General features: G+C 37.1%; 16 protein-coding genes and 1 tRNA gene. 3 read left to right on the top strand and 14 right to left on the bottom strand.

The annotated features are described in order from the left end of the window. The 6 genes from UMU13_RS06765 to UMU13_RS06740 all read right to left on the bottom strand — a co-directional run bounded on the left by UMU13_RS06765 (nucleotide 1) and on the right by UMU13_RS06740 (nucleotide 6,980). The gene (locus UMU13_RS06765) at nucleotides 1-1,221 is read right to left on the bottom strand and encodes a glutamate-5-semialdehyde dehydrogenase (RefSeq protein WP_442902139.1); all 1,221 of its coding nucleotides are present in this window, start codon (nucleotides 1,219-1,221) and stop codon (nucleotides 1-3) included. Nucleotides 1,222-1,242: 21 nt separating this feature from the next. Further along, nucleotides 1,243-2,376: a glutamate 5-kinase gene (gene proB, locus UMU13_RS06760; protein WP_328218009.1), complete on the bottom strand. Its 1,134-nt coding sequence runs from the start codon at nucleotides 2,374-2,376 to the stop codon at nucleotides 1,243-1,245. Between the two features lie 10 nt (nucleotides 2,377-2,386). Next, nucleotides 2,387-2,461: transfer RNA gene (locus tag UMU13_RS06755), tRNA-Gln, on the bottom strand. 94 nt (nucleotides 2,462-2,555) lie between these two features. After that, complete coding sequence (locus UMU13_RS06750) at nucleotides 2,556-4,427, bottom strand: ATP-binding protein (RefSeq protein ID WP_328218008.1); 1,872 nt, start codon at nucleotides 4,425-4,427, stop codon at nucleotides 2,556-2,558. Beyond that, the gene (locus UMU13_RS06745) at nucleotides 4,428-5,828 is read right to left on the bottom strand and encodes a response regulator (protein WP_328218007.1); all 1,401 of its coding nucleotides are present in this window, start codon (nucleotides 5,826-5,828) and stop codon (nucleotides 4,428-4,430) included. 42 nt (nucleotides 5,829-5,870) lie between these two features. Continuing rightward, nucleotides 5,871-6,980, bottom strand: coding sequence for an HD-GYP domain-containing protein (locus UMU13_RS06740; RefSeq protein WP_328218006.1), 1,110 nt, complete (start codon nucleotides 6,978-6,980; stop codon nucleotides 5,871-5,873). Nucleotides 6,981-7,152: 172 nt separating this feature from the next. Here UMU13_RS06740 and UMU13_RS06735 point away from each other — a divergent pair, with 172 nt between their 5' ends. Continuing rightward, a complete protein-coding gene (locus UMU13_RS06735) occupies nucleotides 7,153-7,785 on the top strand; it encodes an HAD family hydrolase (protein ID WP_328218005.1) in 633 nt (210 codons plus the stop codon). A 7-nt stretch (nucleotides 7,786-7,792) separates the two neighbouring features. Here the strand turns inward: UMU13_RS06735 and UMU13_RS06730 are convergent, their stop codons facing one another. After that, nucleotides 7,793-8,224 carry a DUF3617 domain-containing protein gene (locus tag UMU13_RS06730; protein ID WP_328218003.1) on the bottom strand — a complete coding sequence of 144 codons (432 nt, stop codon included), beginning with the start codon at nucleotides 8,222-8,224 and terminating at the stop codon, nucleotides 7,793-7,795. A gap of 204 nt (nucleotides 8,225-8,428) precedes the next feature. Here UMU13_RS06730 and UMU13_RS06725 point away from each other — a divergent pair, with 204 nt between their 5' ends. After that, nucleotides 8,429-9,397 carry an NAD(P)H-dependent flavin oxidoreductase gene (locus UMU13_RS06725; protein WP_328218001.1) on the top strand — a complete coding sequence of 323 codons (969 nt, stop codon included), beginning with the start codon at nucleotides 8,429-8,431 and terminating at the stop codon, nucleotides 9,395-9,397. Here the strand turns inward: UMU13_RS06725 and trhA are convergent. From trhA to UMU13_RS06690, 7 genes are all read right to left on the bottom strand, one after another. After that, on the bottom strand, nucleotides 9,377-10,015 hold the full coding sequence (gene trhA, locus UMU13_RS06720) for a PAQR family membrane homeostasis protein TrhA (protein WP_328217999.1): 639 nt from the start codon (nucleotides 10,013-10,015) through the stop codon (nucleotides 9,377-9,379). The genes UMU13_RS06725 and trhA overlap by 21 nt on opposite strands. A 668-nt stretch (nucleotides 10,016-10,683) precedes the next feature. Then, nucleotides 10,684-11,370 (bottom strand): 2-C-methyl-D-erythritol 4-phosphate cytidylyltransferase, encoded by a 687-nt coding sequence (gene ispD / locus UMU13_RS06715; RefSeq protein ID WP_328217997.1) that lies wholly within the window; start codon nucleotides 11,368-11,370, stop codon nucleotides 10,684-10,686. Between the two features lie 4 nt (nucleotides 11,371-11,374). Next, nucleotides 11,375-12,340, bottom strand: coding sequence for a PIN/TRAM domain-containing protein (locus UMU13_RS06710; protein ID WP_328217995.1), 966 nt, complete (start codon nucleotides 12,338-12,340; stop codon nucleotides 11,375-11,377). 137 nt (nucleotides 12,341-12,477) lie between these two features. Next, on the bottom strand, nucleotides 12,478-13,296 hold the full coding sequence (locus tag UMU13_RS06705) for a YggT family protein (RefSeq protein WP_328217994.1): 819 nt from the start codon (nucleotides 13,294-13,296) through the stop codon (nucleotides 12,478-12,480). A 7-nt stretch (nucleotides 13,297-13,303) separates the two neighbouring features. Continuing rightward, nucleotides 13,304-14,008, bottom strand: coding sequence for a YggS family pyridoxal phosphate-dependent enzyme (locus UMU13_RS06700; protein WP_328217992.1), 705 nt, complete (start codon nucleotides 14,006-14,008; stop codon nucleotides 13,304-13,306). After that, nucleotides 14,005-14,718 (bottom strand): polyphenol oxidase family protein, encoded by a 714-nt coding sequence (locus UMU13_RS06695; RefSeq protein ID WP_328217990.1) that lies wholly within the window; start codon nucleotides 14,716-14,718, stop codon nucleotides 14,005-14,007. Before UMU13_RS06695 ends, UMU13_RS06700 begins: the two co-directional genes overlap by 4 nt. Then, nucleotides 14,694-16,274: a radical SAM protein gene (locus UMU13_RS06690; protein WP_328217989.1), complete on the bottom strand. Its 1,581-nt coding sequence runs from the start codon at nucleotides 16,272-16,274 to the stop codon at nucleotides 14,694-14,696. The genes UMU13_RS06695 and UMU13_RS06690 overlap by 25 nt, the downstream gene beginning before the upstream one ends. Nucleotides 16,275-16,642: 368 nt before the next feature. Between UMU13_RS06690 and UMU13_RS06685 the strand changes: the two genes are divergently transcribed. Continuing rightward, nucleotides 16,643-17,260, top strand: coding sequence for an HAD family hydrolase (locus tag UMU13_RS06685; protein WP_328217988.1), 618 nt, complete (start codon nucleotides 16,643-16,645; stop codon nucleotides 17,258-17,260). Nucleotides 17,261-17,599 lie beyond the last annotated feature (339 nt).

Raw genomic sequence — 17,599 nt, 5'->3', positions numbered from 1 at the left:
TTACTCCTTAATATGTCCGTGCCCGTAAATCATATATTTGGATGTGGTGAGGTCGTATGCTCCCATAGGGCCTCTGCAGTGCAACTTCTGGGTGCTGATTCCTATCTCAGCTCCCAACCCGAATTCCGCACCATCGGTAAACCGTGTTGAGGCATTTACATATACAGCAGAAGCGTCTACTGAATTCATAAAATCCATTGCCCTTGAATAGTCAGAGGTAACCACAGCTTCCGAATGCATGGATCCATATTGATTAATATGATCAATCGCCTCCTGCATATTCTCAACACTTTTAACAGAAAGAATCAAATCAAGATATTCTGTGCGCCAGTCTTCTTCCGATGCATGCTTTGTATTGTATATTTCAGCAATATCAGCAGAAGCTCTCACTTCCACGCCGGCTTTTTCATACTCAGGCATTAATTTGTCCAGAACTTCCCTGTATATCTTCTTATTCAGAAGAAGAGTCTCCATCGCATTGCAGACTCCAGGTCTCTGAACTTTAGCATTATAAGCTATATCAACCGCCATATCGATATCTGCCGACTCATCAACGTAAACATGACATAAACCCTTATCATGTTTAACAACAGGAATAAGGGAATGCTCTGTCACGTAGCTTATCAATCCTTCTCCACCTCTGGGTATGATTATATCAATATATTCTTTGGCTTTAAGCATTGAATGAAGGATATTCCGATCCGGATCATAAACAGTCTTTACGCACTCTGCCGGCAAACCAGCCTCTGAAAGTGCTTCGCTGATAAGTTTACCAAGCAAAGTATTGCTGTAACGGGCCTCTTTGCCTCCTCTTAAAAAAGCACAGTTCCCTGATTTAATACAAAGAGCAGCAGCATCAACTGTAACATTGGGTCTGGATTCATATATTATCCCAACTACCCCAAGAGGAACTCTAACCTTATGAATTAACAGTCCGTTTGGTCTTTTATACCCCTTTTCAACGGTCATAACAGGGTCATCCTGAGCAATTATTTCATTGACTCCTTCCACCATAGCATTCAGACGCTTTTCGTTTATAACAAGCCTGTCCGTCAAAGCGGGAGAGAGTTTCATCTCCACTGCATTATCGACATCTTTTTTGTTTTCAGTGAAAATCAGTTCTTTGTTTTGCAGCAGTTTATCTGCAAGAATTTCAAGAGCCTTATTTTTTTCAGCTGTATTTTTAGTCATCAAAATCTTGGATGCATTTTTCAACTTCATAAAATCTTCCACAGGCACCTCCTAAGTAATTTCAAGTACCATATCGTCTCTATGAATCACTTCATCGCTGAATTTGTAGCCGAGAATATCATAAATCTCAGAGGTTTTCTTCCCCATAATCTTTTTTAAATCAAAATGGGAGTAACGCACCTTACCTCTTCCAATTTCCACTTTGTTTTTGTCTACAATTCTAACAACATCACCAATACCAAACTTACCGGAAACATCCACAATACCCGAGGGAAGCAGAGATTTTTTATTTATTCTGACAGCTCTAACAGCACCGTCATCAACCACCATATCACCTTTGGGTATAGTAGCATAGGCAAGCCATAATTTCTTCTTATTTTTCGGATCCTCAATATGTGAAAAAAAAGTTCCTGTTTCCTCTCCTCTTAAAAATTTCAAAACATTTTCTGTGGAGTTGCCATTGATTATTCCCACATAACATCCGGAATCCAAAGCCTTTTTAGCTGCTTTAATCTTGGACTTCATTCCGCCCGTACCTATACCCGAAACCGAGTCACCGGCGTAATTAAGCATCTCATTATTGACATATTTTACTTCGCTCACAAGTTTTGCATCATCATATTTTGTGGGGTCTTTATCAAAAAGTCCCTCCACATCAGATAAAATCAGAAGCATATCAGCCGAAATGAGACCGGCAACAAGGGCTGATAAGTTATCATTGTCACCGAAACTTTCTATGTATTTTAACTCGTCAACCACCACAGAGTCATTCTCATTTATTATCGGTATGCTTCCGTGCTCAAGCAATTTTCTTATTGTGTATCTTGCATTGAGGTAGCGCCTTCTGTTTGACAAGTCATCTTTGGTTAAAAGAATCTGGGCGACATTGATATTATTTTTACTGAATTCCTTTTCGTAAAGACGGATAAGCCTGGTTTGGCCAACCGCTGCACATGCCTGTTTGTCAATTATATCTTCAGGTTTGGATTTATATCCGAGACAGCGAAAACCCGCAGCTACTGAGCCGGAAGAGACTATAACAACATTCTCGGAAAATTCTTTCACACGAGAAATTGTCCCGGATAATTCGGAAATAAAGGTCTGGTTTATGCCATTTATCTGGTCGGTTATAATATTGCTGCCGATCTTGATAACAATTGTTTTTATTATAGGAATTTTTCGCATATTTTAATAATGGCTGGGGTGGGAGGATTCGAACCTCCGAATGGCGGAACCAAAATCCGCTGCCTTGCCGCTTGGCTACACCCCATTAAAAGTGAATAACTTATAAAAAAAATCGGCTTATTTGTCAACCTTTTTAAAAAAAAATTGATATCTATTTATTTAATACTTTAAAACCTTTTTTATCCGGAAATATCAAACCAGAATACTGTACCCTTTCCCGGCTCTGAGTCAACCCATATATTACCCCCATGTTTCTCCACGATAGACTTGACAATGGCTAGGCCGAGACCGGAACCTTTTACAGGATTATTATATGCCTTATCAACTTGATAAAACGGTGAAAATATTTTTTTAACATGTTCGCGGCTGATTCCCTGTCCGTAATCCCTTACGTAGAACCGGCACACTTCACCTTTTTTGTAACACCCTGCATCAATCTGAGAATCTTCATCGGAATACTTAATTGCATTTGAAATCAGATTTATCAGAACATCCTCAATAAGCTTAACATCAACGTTCACAGTAAAATCACCGGAAAAATCAGAATTAAACGTAAGATTCTTTTCACGCAGCAGCGGAGAAATTATCGAACGTATTTTATTTTCAAAAGTTTTTGGCGTCACCTCTTTCATATTAATTATCATTTTACCGCTCTCGAGTTTGGCAAAATCAATTACTTTATTTATATGATCCAAAAGTTTGTTACCGGCTTCAATAATATTGGCAACATACTTTTTTGTTGTTTCATCTATATTCTGTTTCATCTGTATCAGCTGAGCAAAACCGAGTATTGAATTTAGAGGTGTCCTTATTTCGTGACTGACATTTGCAATGAAAAGCGTTTTCATATGGTCTGATTCTGATACCTGATCTGCCAGCTCACCCAGTCTTTTTTCCTGTTTGTGCATGGTGTAGAGTTCCTGGAATAAATCTCCACTGATTTTAACAATGGTCTGAAGCAGAGGTTTTGCAGATTTATCATAGAGCTTTATACACAGTGTATAGCTTTGTGAATCCAGAAAAAGACGAAAAATTATTTCATTTTTTTTTGTTTCATGCTGCTCATTCACAAAGACGACTTCTTTAACCAGATAATTGAAATTCAAAAGATAATTTCTGAAATCTTCAATAAGTCCGGTCAGCTCACTTTTATAATTGAGCCTTATTATGTCTCCGATAAGGTTTATAAAATCAACTGTAATAGTTTCGGGTTGATTAAAAATAAATTTTTGTGTCAACTGTTCTAACTCATCAGTGAAGTCAGAGCTGAGCTGGCGTAATTTTTTTATAAATCTTTCGGCTGATATTTCTCCGTTTTCAAAGTCTTCAAAATACTTCGCCCCTTTTTCATGAATATTCTTATGCGCATCTATAATGCTTTCTATATCCACAATATCCTGGAACCTGTACAAAGACTGATATTTTGTCAAAGTCACATGGAACTGGCAAAGCTTATAATTCTTCAATGAATTATAAACATATTCTTTCCTGCCTTGTTTAAAGCTTTTGATGTAATCATCAAGTAGTGTTTTATGTATAATTTTAAGATCGGTAATGGATTCCAGGAAGTTTTTTATGTGCTTAATATCAAATATGCACACATCGCTTTTTTCATAATAACTCCAAACCATCACACCAAGACTGAAGCTCAGAAATTTTTCAATTGTAATAAGAATGTCAAACTTATTGGATATGTCTTCATGATACAAAATCTTTGTATAAATATTTTTAAGGAGAGAATGCGCTGAAATAACATAAGTATTATCAAGGTTAATGCGGTAATGAATCAAACCCACATTGTAAATATAAGGAATCAAATCATCAAAATCCATTGAGAAAAGATTCTCCTGAAATTCTTCCTGAGTTTTAGACAGCCTGGTTATCCTCTCCTTACTTCCCAAAAATGCATTTGTATAGCTGTTTGCATTCAAAAACTCATAGAATTCTTTTGATATAAGTTTTTTGTTTTTTTTAACCAGACGATAGATATAATTTCTTCTCTCAAAATCTTTGGGAGTAATATCGAAAACAGAAACAAGTCCTTCAAACATTTAAACCTCGATATTGGATAAAATAACTGAATAGTTTTGCATTTTGTATTTGTCGTTCTTACCGCTTATAATCTCGCCGTGAGATAAAAAACCGAAATTGGTATCAGGAAAATGTTCAAATATTTTCTTAAGCTCAAAAAGGGAGAAAGTTTCTCTATTTCCTATATACCTTCCGTAACAATAAGTTATCACAGGCACGTCAATTCGTTCTTTAATCCGGAAATCCTTTAACAATTCATCCAGCTTGTCCATTGCCCTGTTTTTATCATATTGCAAAATATAACTTTTGCTGCCGGTTGTATATCCCCCTATAAACCGAAATCCTTTTTCAGAGGCATCAACTGGGACACGTACAGTAAGCTTTTTATCTTCATCAAAAAAACCGAAAGGATATTTTATTCCAATCTGATAAATATCACTGACAGAATTTTTTTCGCAAGTTTGGTAAAACTGCAAATAATACTCCCCGGCGTTTTCTCCATTTATTTTTTTTATAATATCCCCTTCTCTTTCTACAGTTAACGGCTCCCCCTTCGTCTTAAGCCCTAAAAAGCTTTCGGAATAAATACGCCGGCTGGTACTGATCACCAGACAGGATTTGTCATGGAAACCTTTTTTGTCAAAAAGAGCAGGGCCCCTTCTCAAATACTTGTCGCCACAACCAACACCCAAAACATAATTGTTTTCCAGCTTTTTTCCATACTTGTCGCAGAATTCGTCCAGATCCAGTGTGCAGACATCGTAAAAAATCAGGTGTGATTTAGTGCCTTCCGGATCAGAATCAAGAAGACTAGCCGAGTCACACAGTTTTAACTCTGTTGCCTTTTTTGAAATAAACATCGTCATGATACCGCTCTCAAAAACTTTCGATCTGTAAATAAATCCGGGGACAACAACCCCGAAAGAATTTAACTGCTTTTCTCCCAAATACTCCTGCACATCAACGGCATACTCTTCCGTAGTAAAAACCACCATTTTTTTATCAGATGTTTCAGGCGAAGCCTCTCTGAATTCACTGAATGAACCGTAAAAAAATACCTGAAAATACTTACTGTTTACCTCATTAAGTTTTTTCAAAAAATCCTGCAAATGAAGAGGTTTTCTGATAAGCACATCAAAATTAATCGACATATATGTGTCTTCCAGCTCATCTACATAACCCGTGATGCCGATAACAGGTGTTAATACATTTTTCTGCTTAGACTTTTCGAGGATTTCATAGCCGCTGCCATCTTCAAGCTTAATATCAGTTATAACAAAAAGAAAATTCTCTCTTTCCAAAGCCTCAACTGCTTCCTTTTTTGTTGCAACACTCAAAATATCTGACTGAATGGTTTTTTCCAGAAAGGTCGTTAAAATATCCAGAGTGTAAACGTCGTCATCCACCAAGAGAATTCTCATCAACAGCTCTCCGTTATTTATTTATTGAAAAAATCAAAACAATCAACGCTCGATTTCGCTCATAATTTTCAATATGGGAGGGATATCTTCTTCCATATTTTCCGATTCCTCTTTTATGGCAACAAAATCCTTAATATTCTCAACGAAACTACTTAAAATATCAGGATCAAATGCCCCTTTCATTTCATTCTGCATTATACTCACAGCCTTTTCAACACTGTAGGCTTCTTTATAAACCCTTTTTGTTGTCAGGGCATCAAATACGTCCGCAATCTTGCAAATTCTACCATATATATGTATATCTGAGCCCTTTCTGCCATAGGGATAGCCGGAACCGTCCCAATTTTCATGGTGGTCTCTTATTATGTAATACGCTGCATTGAGAAGTGGGAATGACTCATGACCGCTTAAAATCTCCATACCGATTTCAACATGATTTTTAATTATCTCAAACTCTTTGTCAGTAAGCCTGGCCGGTTTTAGCAAGATTCGGTCTGGTATCCCCACCTTTCCGACGTCGTGCAAAGGTGATGCATTGTATATAAGACTCACATCATCTTTACTCATACCTAACTTTTCAGCAAGCAATTTGGAATAACCGCGCATCTTATATATATGCACTCCGGTTTCAAGATCCCTGAATTCCGCAGCTTTACCAAGTTTAATAATCACTTCCAGCTCAGCAGCCCGGCTTTTATCAAGAGCCTGTTTCAGTTCCAGCGTACGTTCACGCACCTTCTCTTCAAGCTGTTTATTAAAATTCTCAAGCATATTGCTGTAATTTTTAAGTTTTAAGCTGTTTTTTACACGCAGTCGTAAATCAGCAACTTCAATGGGTTTTGCAATAAAATCGTTCGCCCCCAGCTCCAGAGCATGGTATTTCTCTTCAGGATATGCAGTGATTACGATAACAGGAAGGGATTCATACACATCTTTTTCTCTTATATTTTCAAGTACTTCCAGACCGCTCATTTTAGGCATACCGATATCCAGAAGAAGCAAATCAGGGTTTAACTCTTCAAGCATATTAATCACGGCAAGTCCGTCTCCAGCTTCCAGTATTTCATAATCATGCTCTTCCCCCATCAAAGCATCTTTGACTATCTCTCTGTTAAAATTTTCATCATCAGCAACCAATATTCTATAATTCATAAACAGCTCCAAATATCTGCAAGTATGCAAATTATACATTATTTATATTTATTGTAAAGAAAATAAGAGTATTTTTATCTCTTTTGCTTCTCAGTGCACGCTTAAATTTTTTTCAGCCTAAAATTTATACAAAATACTTGTCAAAATAACTGAAATATCATATTACTTTTTAATGTTTAATTTTGTGATTTTTGATCTGGACGGCACACTTGTGGACACAATAGATGATATCCACGAAAGCCTGAACTGTACATTAAAACACTTCGGATTTCCGCTTTTGAAACTGGATAAGACAAAATCCTATGTGGGCGATGGAATGCGGAAACTTGTGGAAAGAGCTGTGGGTGCAGCAAACTTTAGCAGCGAAATTGAAACTCATTTCAGAACAACTTATTCAGAAAATATCGTAAATAAAACTAAACTCTTTGACGGTATACCGGAGCTTTTAAAAGAATTACGAAATAAAGAGATAAACTCCGTTGTAATTTCAAACAAATCCTCAGCTCTGACGGAAAAAATCATAAAATACTTTCACATGGACAAGATAATAAACGAGTGGTATGGCGGAGACAGTTTTAAAACAAAGAAACCATCACCGGAACCCGTGCTGAAAGCTCTGGAAAAATACAAAATTGAAAAAGAACACGCAATTATGATAGGCGACAATCACACCGATATATTGTCAGGAGCAGCAGCCGACATAAAAACCTGCTTCTGTTCTTACGGCTACGGATCAAAAGCCTCAAGCAAGCCGGATTACTATGCAGACAAACCGAAAGAACTGATCAAAATAATCTTAAGCTAATAGTTAATTATTTGCAATCACCGATCCTTTTGCCGTTCATATGCTGAATCATTTTAACATCACCCATATTACCGCCGGAAACGTTAATATCCACCCTGCCCTCCAGTGTGTTGCCATGATATGTAACGGTTCCCTTGCCTGTTGAAACATCACCATTTTTTGACTTACACTCAATTTCCCAGTAAACAGTGTCACCGTTGACTTCATTATTCAAAATTTTACACTCATCGCTCATATTATTCTGAGTCTGAGTATTTGGTACAATATCCTCTTTTTTAATGCACTGCGTATATGTTTGTGGTGGCATCTGCATCGGCATCCCTTTAATTTCGGTCTTAGTTGTAATCTCCCATTTACCTTCATTCATATTAGGCTCGGCAAAAGAAAAAGTGACAAGAAAAAAGAACAAAAAAGCTGTAGAAAAAATTTTTATAAACATCCTATCCTCCTTTAAATTTAGAAAGGTATATTTTAACCTTTATTTACACAAAAAGATAAAATTAAATCCTTTATTTAGATTACCACACAACATGCAAACACATCAAATAAAATTAATAAAATTTTTGTACATGAAAACATTGACATTTACACTTATATAAAATATTGTTCTACTAATGCAGAATATTCATTCATGGAGGCAGGTATGCTAAACAATAAACTAACAAAAGCATTGGGAATTAAATATCCGATAATCCAGGGCGGCATGATGTGGATATCAAATGCAGAATTAGCAGCGAACGTTTCAGAAGCCGGCGGGCTTGGCATAATCACGGCACTCTCTTTTGACTCCCCCGAAAGACTTGCTGATGAAATAGACAAAGCCCGTCTAATAACCAATAAACCCCTGGGGGTTAATCTGACATTCTTGCCCACATTGAACCCCGTTGATTATGACAGCTATATTGACGTAATAATTGAAAAGAATATTAAAATTATAGAAACTGCCGGACGCAACCCTGAAAAATATATCAACCATTTAAAAAACAGCGGTGCTTCAATCATTCATAAATGCACATCTGTTAAGCATGCAGTAAAAGCCGAAAAAATAGGATGCGATTTCGTGAGTATAGACGGTTTTGAATGTGCAGGTCACCCCGGAGAAGATGATGTGACATCGCTTATCCTGATTCCCAAAACAGCGGACAGTATAAACATCCCGGTAATCGCCTCAGGTGGTTTTGCAGACGGACGTGGTTTGGCAGCCGCCCTCTCCCTTGGGGCATCAGGAGTAAATATGGGAACAAGGTTCATGCTTACACGCGAATCCCCTGTACATGAAAATCTGAAAAAACACCTGCTGTCATTAAACGAAACCGACACCATTCTTGTGGAACGTTCACTAAAAAATACATTAAGAGCAATAAATAACAGCCAAGCCCAGAAAATAACTAAAAAGGAAGAAAGAAACGCCACACTGCAGGAAATGGCACCCCTTTTGAGCGGTAAAAACGGTAAAAAAGCAATCGAAACCGGAGATTTTGAAAATGCTCTGATAGCCTGCGGACAATGTATAGGTCTTATTAACAACATCCCGTCTGTAAATGATATGGTGCAAAGCATGGTAGAAGAATCAACGGAAATGATTAAAAAGTTAAATGTTGTAAATGACTAAAAAGTGCATAAAGCTTCCCAGAGCCACAAAGATATGAAATATCTCATGGAAACCTAAAATATTGGGCACTAAAACAGGTTTTTTTAAAGCATATATTACAGCTCCAAGAGAATAGAATATGCCGCCGGCAAGTAGAAGAAGCAGTGCCTGTAATGACATATTGTTAATCATCGGCCACAGGGCAACCAGAGCTATCCAGCCCATACCCAGATAAATGCCTGTCGACAGCCACCTGGGAGCATTCATCCAGAAAATTTTCAGAAAAATCCCCACAACAGCAAGCCCCCATACCGTTCCGAAAAGGCTCCATCCCCAGCCGCCGCGAAGGGGTATCAAACATATAGGGGTATATGTGGCTGCTATAAGCACAAAAATCATCATATGATCCAAACGTCTTAACAGTCTGATCTTTTCAAAACTTAAAGGAAGCCAGTGATAAAGCGTACTCATAAGGTAAAGCGCAAACAATCCTGCACCGAATACGGAATATGAAACAATTCTGTACGGATCGGATAACTCCAATGCTTTGGCAAGCAAAATCACAATACCTGCCAAGGAAAGCACAGCCGGAATAAAATGGGTCAGCCCGTTCATGGGTTCACGTAATTTTCTTATCATAAACTACACAATACGCCAAATGAATCAAAATTCAAGAAACTAATCACTGGTATCACCCCAAAAATTATATAAAAGTATTGCTTTACATATACTTAGCTAACATGACACTGATTTCAATGTAATTTGCACAAATGAAGCAGCCGATGTCGAATGTGTTCCACTAGCATCGTCAAAGACCGATAAATTTGTGTATACAACATATTTACCAGCCTTTCGGCTGGTGCTAGAGAAACATACTGCCGGTTAGCGGTCACACCCTGTGTTTGAAGGTAAAGTGGATAAATATTTGCAAATAAAAACAATTATGAGAGAAGAGCTTTGCATAAGTCAGGAAGCGCGGCTTTAGCCGGGCAAATCTTTTTTTGTAATTCAGTGTTTACAGGCTTGCGGGACTGAAGTCCCACTTCCAAAACACAAAAAAGCACATTGTGCAAAGCTCTCGAGAGGAGGTGGTAGACGGTTAGCGGCAGTAGTTTCGAGTTTCGGCTGTGAAATGCGTGCAAATTATATTGAAAAATATTCTTGCTGATAGTATCGGTTGAAGACCGATTAGCAGCTATGTAAATAGCTAAATTGAATGTTTGACAACATATTTACCAGTCTAAAAGTCTGGTGTTAGACGAAGTCAATCAATTTGTGTACACAATAAAAAATGGGGTTACGTCAGACTAATCAACAAATCTGTTACTTAAATATTCTTTAAGAAAATAGATATCTGAATATTTTGTTACTTTTATATTTTCCGGATTAGATGGAATAACTTCCACTGAATGACCTAGTAATTCCACAGCTGAGGAATCATCCGTTACTGACAAACCATTTTGAAAAACATATCGGAGCCCTTCCAGTATCAATTTTTTTGAAAAACACTGAGGCGTATGAGTCAGCAAAAGTTTTTCACGTTCCAGTGTGTGTGATATTTTACTGTCCTCTAAAAGCTTAACAGTATCAGAAGGCCTCACGCCGCATACAACTGCATCCTTTTCAAAAACCTTTTGAATTATATTAAGCACCACTTCCTTGGCAATGCAGGGTCTAACCGAATCATGTATGAGCACATAATCAGTACTGCAGTATTCCAGTGCATTATAAACGGTGTTGCTCCTCTCCTCTCCTTTTTCAGAAAAGAGATAATTATTAATATTTAATGATCCACAGATACTTGAAAGCTCTGGAAAATCTTCGGGTGCAGCACCTATAACAACTTGGTCAAATTTATACGCTTCCATCAAAGCTGCAAGAGTATAGTATATTATCGGCCTGCCGTTTAATCTAAAAAACTGTTTTTTTCCTTCAACAGTAAATCGCTTACCGATACCGCCTGCCGGAATAATTGCCGAAATGCTTTTCTTCATGGCTTTATTTGATTTTACTGAATATTATACGTCCCGAGTCCGTTTGCAGCAGACTTGTCACCTCAACAGTTAGCTGCTCGCCAATGTGATTTTTGCCATGCTCCACAACAACCATTGTACCGTCTTCAAGATATCCCACACCCTGAGAATGTTCTTTTCCTTCTTTAAGAATAGTGATTGCAAGCTCCTCACCGGGAAGAACAGTCTGCCGCAAAGCAAGTGCAAGGCTGTTGATGTTCAAAACTTTAACGTTTTGTATTTCTGCAACCTTCAGCAGATTATAGTCCGTCGTTATTATTTTACCGTCCAAATTTTTAGCAAGGGCAACGAGTTTTTCATCCACCGAACCAATATCAGTAAAATCCTCATTGGAAACTTCCACCGGAATATGCTTCTGCTCCTGAAGTCTTTTCAGCACATTGAGCCCTCTCCTGCCCTTCTGCCTTCTCAAATGATCGTGAGAGTCCGCTATATTTTGCAGCTCTTTTAGTACAAATACAGGAATTACAAGTTTTCCTTCCAGAAGATCAGTATCCACAATATCCGCAATCCTTCCGTCAATTAAAGTGGAAGTATCTATAACTTTGGGAATTTCCTGATATTTTCCCTTTGTTTGCTTTTTATACATCTTATTAATCAGATTTTCCAAGAGGTTATAATTACGGTAACCAATAAAAATACCGAGATATGCAAATACAAAGTAAAAAGCCATCTTAAAAGCTTCGTTAATAAAAGCCCCAAGAGCAGATGTGACAAAATAAGCAATTAATAAAAACAGAAGCCCCCCGATAAAACCTGATGCCACCTTCATACTCTTAAGGTCAACAATTAGCGTTTCCACAAGGTTAATTGCCAGAACTATACCAATAGCATAGGTTGTTGCATAATAGATATCGATGTTAAGAGTATCACGAAAAAATATAAAAACAGCAAAAATGATAATAGAGTAAATAATTCTAAAAAGCCACATTTTAACCTCTCTCTAATATTAAATACAAAAACAAACTTATACCCTTTTAAAAGATTATATCATTTATTAACACTTACTCTCCACTAAAAAACACGAAATCTCAGGCAGAAAATTTAAAAAGACTTATTCCGCCTTCTTTAGAAAATGATACCAATAAGTCTCTCCAAAAACATTCTGAGAAATTCAATCACAAAAATCAAAATGATAGGTGATATATCTATCATGCCTATCGGAGGAACAAGCCTGCTGAATGGACGCATTATGGGATCAGTGAGGGAATGAATCATCTGAACCACAGGATTTGAGGGATCCGGACTTACCCATGACATTAAAGCCCTGATAATTATAAGCCACGTAAGATATCTGAGTATGCCTATTATGGACAACAGACCGTTTTCAGTAACATGCATCAGCGAAGTAACAGGATCTGCCGTACCCTGGCCTATCAGATTGAAACCCATCCACAATCCGGAATCTAAAATAATATACGCCAAAAACACAAGAATAACAGCGGGCAAAACAATGATATTTCCGGGTATTCCCGTTAATGTCCGTGCAAGTTTCACCCAAAAAAGCCCCATTCTGTGAAAAAATGACGTATAAACTGTAGCTCCGTATGTATTAACCATACTTCCAAGAATGATAGCAATAATATAGAAAAGCATCAGAAATATAAGAATATCGTCAATGGTCACAAACAGTGCCTGCATAAAAGGATAACCGCTGAACACCCAGAATAAAAAAGCATAGAGCACAACAATCAGCAAAATCAGCACAGGAGTCAGCTTATCCGACTGTGCTTTATTTTTACCTTTCAGAAGAGCCCCGTATACCGGTTCGGTCATAGAAGCAACAATTTTGCCAAAGGGATTAAAATATAATTCCTGCCTTGTCATGGAGGTGCGCAATAACAAAACAATAATATAAAGCTTTACGATAAAACCGATTAAAAACATTGAAACCTCACTTATTATAAGTTCTTTTGCCAAAAATTTTCGAGCCCACTCTGACCATATTAGAACCTTCTTCTACAGCTATTTCAAAATCAGCACTCATACCCATTGATAACGTATCAAAACCCTCTGTGCCGGACCTCTCAAACTGATCTTTGTAATGTGCAAATAGTTCATACATTTTTGCAAAAAGATATCTATTGTCTTCGGGATTTTCCCGGAAAGGAGGCATTAACATAAAGCCCCTTAAATTCAGAGAGTTGCACTGAAAAATATATTCCAGTAAATCATCCAGGTTTGCCTGGTTAACGCCGCCTTTCTGTTCCTCAAGAGCCAGATTCACCTGTACCAGTATATCCTGCTTTCTACCTTCTCGATAAAACCTTTTATGCATTTCTTTTACCAGACTTTTCCTGTCCACCGAATGTATAAGTTTAAAAACACCGGGAATATATTTAACTTTATTGCTCTGCAAATGGCCGATCATGTGAAATTCCGCTGCTGTTAAGTCTTTACACTCATCAATTTTATCCAGTGCCTCCTGCACTTTATTTTCGCCGAAGATTTTCTGACCAGCGCGGTATGCTTCTCTGATGCTGGAAGATGGAAACGTCTTGCTCACTGCAACAAGGGTAACGTCTTTATCAATTTGAGGGGACTTTTCTGCCGCTTTTTTTATTCTGTTATTTATTTCAGCAAGATTTTCAGCAATCATGATTTCCTCATAATCACGGAAAGCAGCCTTCCCGTCTTTTCTCCATCCCTTCTGTAAGAATATAAGTATTTATTACAAAAAGTACACCTTTGTAAATGAATAATTCGGTTTACTCCGGAAAACTTCAGAATATTTTCAATAATCTTGCGTAAGTTAAGATAGCAGCTGCCTTCTTTTTCTTTGTAAATATCATTGAATTGAAATTTTTCGATAAAACTCCCAACAAGATCAGGGGACACTTCATAGCAATCTGTGCAGATACCGATATTAGCAACAGCTGTATCAATTTTATCTCCTCTGCCTTGAAAAATATCAACGGCATTGTTTATTATCCCGGCATAGATACTCCTCCAGCCGCAGTGCAGATTTGCTATATTATTACCCCCTATAAGCTGCACGGAAAAACAGTCGGCTGTAAGAATCCCCAACGGCAGATCAAGGTGAGATGTAATAATGCCATCATATCCTTCCGCTTTATTTTTATCTTTGTTATCAAAGTCATAGATATTTGCAGAATGAGTCTGACTTACAGTAAAAGGTGGAGAGGGGAGATTAAAAACATCTGTCAAAACTCTGTAATTCGCATAATTGTCGCTGAGGCTTTGGTTTTCTGATAATGCAAAATCCCTGCCGCCTGCAGTAAAACACACGATATCACTGCTGATTGTTTTTATATCGTAATATATTATTCCTCTTTTGCTTTTAAGCATTTTTCATACTCTCTGTGTAATAATTCATCTGTATTATGATCGATCAGTTTCTCCCAATCAAGTTTTTCATTAATATTAATACCGCCTCCTTTTGAGCATTTATATCTTCTGTATTGATTTATTGCTGATTTGATCTGGAATCCATTTTCCATATATTCTTGATATAATTCTTTTACTTCAAAACCTGCTCTGGAGAGAATCATTTGTAATTCAGCAGACTTGTATGACATTATTTCAAACTTCACATTGGGAATCCGTGCCACCCCTTTTTTCAGTAAACTGATTTTTCTTTTAATGGATAATTTTCCATCCGGTTCAAAATATTGAAAAGGGGTAAAAGGCTTCGGAATAAAGATATTTACTGATATTCTGATTCTTCCTATACGATTGTAATACTTAACCTGCGTTTCACGAAAAATGTCAGCTACACGTTTTATCCTGTCAACTATCAGTAGAATGTCGTCTTCTTTTTCAAAAGGCAGGCCTATCATATAGTAAAGTTTTAAATTTTCAATTCCGGTTTTTGCTATAATCTCAGTTTTTTCATATATTTGCTCAGGAGTTATATTTTTCGCAATAACCTTCTTCAGTTTTTCTGAGGCTGTTTCTTCAGCTATTGTTATAGATCTGACACCCATTTCTTTCAACAGAGAAAGAAGCTTATCATCAAGGGAATCGATTCTCAGAGAAGAGACAGAAACATTGTAACCCATCATTTTCAATTCAGTGAGTAAGTCATAAATATCCGGGAGATCACCAAAAGCAGCGCTTATCAGTCCGAGATTTTTTACCCGGCATTCTTTTTTTACAGTTTCTATAATTTTTTTTCTGTTAAAGATTCGATAGGGTTTAAACGAATAGGAAGCGGTGCAGAACCTGCAGTTATATTTACATCCGCTGGAAAGCTCGACAAGATACTCTCCGGCAAACTCACCCTTCCCGCTTATGATGCAGGATCGGGCAAAATCTTCATTTTTTTTTCTTAAAGGCTTAACCCTTTCTGTTTTGCTGTAAACCACCGCATAACTTAATGCACCGATTTTACATAAAAAATCCTTTTTATCATTATAGTGTTCAAAAATATTTTTTAAATCGGGAATCATCGGTTCGATATCGCCGGCCAGCTGAACATCAGCAATCGAATACAGGAGACAGGGATTTATCAGCGATAATGCTCCTCCAGCTATAACCGGCGGATGTTCGACTCCTCTGTCGTCTGTAAACACAGAAATCTTCTGGGAATCCAAAAACTTAATGAAGTTCAGAACATCCTCTTCATAATTTATACTTAAAGCTATTATGTCAAACTCAGCCAGAAAACGTTGATTTTCTATAGAAAGATTGTCCTCATAAAAATCCAGCACAAACCGCTCGCAGCAAACATCCTGAAAGGAATTGAATATACGGTAAGCTGTCTGAAACCCGATATTTTGTATTCCAATTTCATAATTGTTGGGATAAACAAGGGCAACTTTTGTCCTGGCATTTTTCAAAATTGCCCCTTTTTCGGAGTCTAAGATATCTCTGTAGTGCTTAATAACACTCCATTTTTCCATTCAACTCAGCCCGCTGAAGAAAAATATACTCAAGCAAAGACCAAAAAAATCGACCGGACAGTATTTAGCAGTTGATAATAAAAGTTTATACATGAGAAAAATATACAACAACCGATTATTCATATCAACCATGTTTTGACTTTGGCATGCTTACTAAATTCACATATTTTGTATACGTAATCCGTGATGTGTGGCACGAATACGCGAAATTGAGGTATTTGGAGGTATTTAAAGTATTTGAGGTGATTAAAATGGAAAAATTTTAAAGGTTTAATTATTTTTTTAAGAACAATGCGGCAGGGAAAAAATCTTGTAATTTTTAATATTTTTTTTAATCTAATATAAACTGAAAAAATCGGAGGGTTATTTTGACAAAACTGATAATTTACGACTGTGACGGTGTGCTCTTTGACAGCAGAGAAGCTGTATTGGCCTACTATGATTTTATATCGGAAAAATTTGACCTTCCTAAAATAAACAAAAATGATATTGAGCAGGTCAATAAAGCCATGATGAAGACTAATGTGGAAATAATAAACATGCTTACTGAAGACACAAATAAGATAAAAGATATACTTGATTTTGCAAATAACATGAGTTTCAAGAATTTCTTAGGACTCATGAAACCGGAGAAAAATTTAAAAGAAACTCTGAAAATACTGCATGATAAAGGACTAAAAATGGCTGTATTTACAAACAGAGGACATTCCCTCCATTACCTCCTGGAGCATTACGAAATTGACAGATTTTTCGGCTGCAAAATCACCTCTTTTGACGTGGAAAACTCCAAACCTCATCCGGAAGGCATTTATAAGATTTTAGATTTCTTCAATATCGAAGAGAAAGATACTATTTATATAGGCGATTCCAGCACCGATTATTTTGCTGCCAGGGAATCGGGTGTTCCTTTTCTGGCCTTCAACAACAATCTATACGAAGCTACTGTAATCAGTGACCACAAAGATCTCATCCGATATATAAAATAAAGCCGTGAAGCGTAATGCGTTATGCGTAAAGCGTAAGATGTGAACTGTTCAAGGTTTAACTTTGTTCAATGCTGCTAAAGACAGTCAGACCAGCACCAGTCCTGAGGACCGGTAAATATGTGGAACACATTAAAGCCGGATTTAACAGGCTTCAATATTTAATACCCACTCAACTAATATACCACTCGACCAATAAACCAATCCACCATCTCCCTATTTTGGACATGCTACAGTTTAGTAGACAGTAAGTTAAGCCAATGCTATAAAAAAAGCAGAGGTGCGAAATGAAGAAACGAAGAGTTTACAGTGAATCTTTTAAGCGAGAAGCTGTAGAATTAT

It is taken from the genome of Flexistipes sp. (genome assembly GCF_036172515.1).
Taxonomy (GTDB): domain Bacteria; phylum Chrysiogenota; class Deferribacteres; order Deferribacterales; family Flexistipitaceae; genus Flexistipes.
This window is presented reverse-complemented; position numbering and strand designations above follow the sequence as displayed.